This window comes from Variovorax sp. P4_D9 (assembly GCF_056401695.1).
Window position 1 is genome coordinate 1 of sequence record NZ_JBFUIU010001025.1, and the last position, 2,766, is coordinate 2,766.

A 2,766-nucleotide genomic window follows, 5' to 3' on the forward strand; every position below is an offset into this window, starting at 1 on the left:
GCCCAGAACAGGTCGGGCGCGATCGCCGCCGGGTCCACGTCGTCGAGCACGATGCCGGCGTCGTTGCCGCCTAGTTCGAGCGTCAGGCGCTTGAGGCTGCCCGCGGCGCTGGCCATGATGCGCTTGCCGGTCGGCCCCGAGCCCGTGAAGGCGATCTTGCGGATGTCGGGGTGCTCGGTCATCCAGGCACCCAGCGCGCTGCCGCCGGACACCACGTTGACCACCCCCGGCGGAAAGACCTCCTGGGCCAGCTCGCCGAGGCGTAGTGTCGCGACAGGCGTGTTCGGCGAGGGCTTCAGGACCACCGTGTTGCCGGCCAGCACGGCCGGGACGATCTTCCACATCGCCAGCAGCACCGGATAGTTCCACGCGGTGATCGCGCCGACCACGCCCAGCGGACGGCGCCGCAATTCGGCGCGTTGCTGCGGCGTGTCGCGCAGCACTTCGGGCTTGAGCTCGACAGCCGCGTAGCCACGCGAGAAGAAGACGGCTGAGCCGATCTCGCTGCGCGCCTTGGGCAGGGGCTTGCCCTGCTCTCGGGTGATCAGGCCGGCGAGTACGTCGGTGTCGGCGACCACGCGTTCGATGAAGGCATTGACGAGCGCGCGGCGTCGTTCGCCCGGCGCGTGGCTCCATTCGGCGAAGGCGCGCTGCGCGATCGCCACGGCGTCGTCGAGTTGCGTGCGCGTGCAGTCGGGCACGCGGGCGAAGGTTTCGCCGCTGGCGGGATCCGAGACCGCGATGCTGTCCGGGCTGGAGACCGGCTTGCCGCCGATCCACATCGGCGACTGGAGGATTTCGGGAGAGTTCATTGGGCTTTCTCAGTTGCTGATGGGTGTGGCGGACTGGCCATCCGCATGGCCGCCGAACAGGATCTTCCAGGTCTCGTCCGTGTAGTAGCCCGTGCGAGCTGCCTGCCGGGTCGCTTCGTCGCGGTCCAGCCTCTTGCGTGCGGAAGGGCGTTCGCCCACCGCGTCGCACCAGCGCTTCACGTTGGGAAAACCGTCGAGGAGCACGCCCTGGCCCTTCGCGACGCGCACCCAGGGGAAGGCGGCGATGTCGGCGATGGAAAATTCGCCGTCGATGTACTCGCGGTCCTTCAGCTGCGACTCGAGCACGCCATACAAACGGGTGGCCTCGCCCTTGTAACGGTTCACCGCGTACTGCACGTCGATGCCGCGATGGGCGGCATGGCTCACGAAATGCGCGGCCTGTCCCAGCAACGGCCCCTGGCTCGAGGTCTGCCAGAACAGCCACTTGATCACGTTCCAGCGCCTCGCGGGCTCGACCGGAAGCAGGCGGCCCGTCTTCTCCGCCAGGTACAGCAGGATGGCACCCGACTCGAATAGCACGAGCGGCCGGCCGCCCGGGCCCTCGGCGTCGATCAGCGCCGGGATCTTCCGGTTCGGGTTCACCCGTGCGTAGGCCTCGCTGTGCTGATCGCCGGCGCTGATGTCGATCCACCGCACTTCATAGGGCAGGCCGACCTCCTCGAGCATCATCAACACCTTGCGGGCGTTGGGAGAGGTGTAGTAGTAGAGCTCAATCATGTCGGTCGACTCCGGGTCGGCAGGAAATAGGGCGCGCTGCTCAGATGCCGAAGCGCCCGTGCATGCGGTTCATGTACGCCACCAGGTTCTTCTTCGAAGCGGCGTATTCCTTGGTGTCGTACTTGAACGGCGAATCGACGATGTGCCGCAGGATCGACAGGACGGAAGCGTCGACCCAACGCGGCGTCTCGCCCATGAAGAACGGCTTGCTGCCGAGGAAATCGGACATCGCATCGACGTCCACGCGCGCACGCCGGTAGATCACGTCCGCGGGCATGCGTCCCCAGCCACCGGTCATGAATTCGTTGAGGATGCGAAAGCGGAAATCGTCGGCGAAAGCACGCAATGCCGGCGGCACGTCGTCGGTGCCGGCGATGATGCGGATGTACTTCTCCCAGCCCTCGCTCTCGCGCCAGCGCGGCTGGATCACCGCCACCCAGTAGGTGTGCTCGTCGATCATGCGGTTGAAGGCCACCATCTGCGCCCGCTCCGCGGCACTGGCACCTTCGTCGAGGATTTCGCCGTACTTGCCCTGCAGGTACTCGATGATGTGTGTGGAGTCGTTCACGCTCGTCCCGTCGGTGTCGACGATGCAGGGCAGCTTGCCGGCTGGCGTGTCCCGGTCGAGCCGGGTCAGGTCCTGCGGCTTGGCCTCGAAGGGCAGGCCCGCCATCTTCATGTAGTACGCCACCTTGGTGACGTAGGGACTGATGCAGGGAACCGTCCAGGCCGGCATGTATTGGTACAGAGTGATCATTGCTGTCTCCGTCGTTGTGGTGGTGGCTGAAAAGGAGTAGCTGCTACCAGAGCAGCTGTTCCCCGTTTGCGTGACGGAACTGGCCCGAAGACGCCAGGTCGAGTTCGTCCATGCGTGCGATCAGGCCTCGCGCTGCATCCGCGGGCTGGATGTAGTTGAAGTTCCCGGGATAGTCCTTGGTCAGGTCGGTCGCGACCATGCCCGGGTGGAGCGCCACGACCGCAATGCCGCGCTTGCTCAGATCGTGGTGCAGGTTAAGCGCCACCATGTTTGCGCCCGCCTTCGAGACGCGGTAGGCATACATGCCGCCCGAACTGTTGTCGCCCAGCGAACCCACGCGACTTGTCACGATGCCGAGCTTCGACCCCGAATCCAGGAATGGCGCACAGGCCTCGGCAACGCGCAGCGGCCCCAGCGTGTTGATCTCGAATTGCCGGCGCATGTCGTCGTAGTCAATGT

4 protein-coding genes are annotated in these 2,766 nt (G+C 65.8%); all 4 read right to left on the minus strand.

What is annotated here, in order from left to right:
• Positions 1 to 812, minus strand: an 812-nt coding sequence (locus tag AC1DY5_RS50305; protein ID WP_478121793.1) for an aldehyde dehydrogenase family protein, incomplete at its 3' end; no start/stop codon positions are given.
• Positions 813 to 821: 9 nt separating this feature from the next.
• A complete protein-coding gene (locus tag AC1DY5_RS50310; RefSeq protein WP_478121794.1) occupies positions 822 to 1,550 on the minus strand; it encodes a glutathione S-transferase family protein in 729 nt (242 codons plus the stop codon).
• Between the two features lie 40 nt (positions 1,551 to 1,590).
• Positions 1,591 to 2,307: an iIsoprene-epoxide--glutathione S-transferase gene (gene isoI / locus AC1DY5_RS50315; protein ID WP_478121795.1), complete on the minus strand. Its 717-nt coding sequence runs from the start codon at positions 2,305 to 2,307 to the stop codon at positions 1,591 to 1,593.
• A gap of 43 nt (positions 2,308 to 2,350) precedes the next feature.
• A partial coding sequence (locus tag AC1DY5_RS50320) for an SDR family NAD(P)-dependent oxidoreductase (RefSeq protein WP_478121796.1) occupies positions 2,351 to 2,766 on the minus strand: 416 nt, incomplete at its 5' end.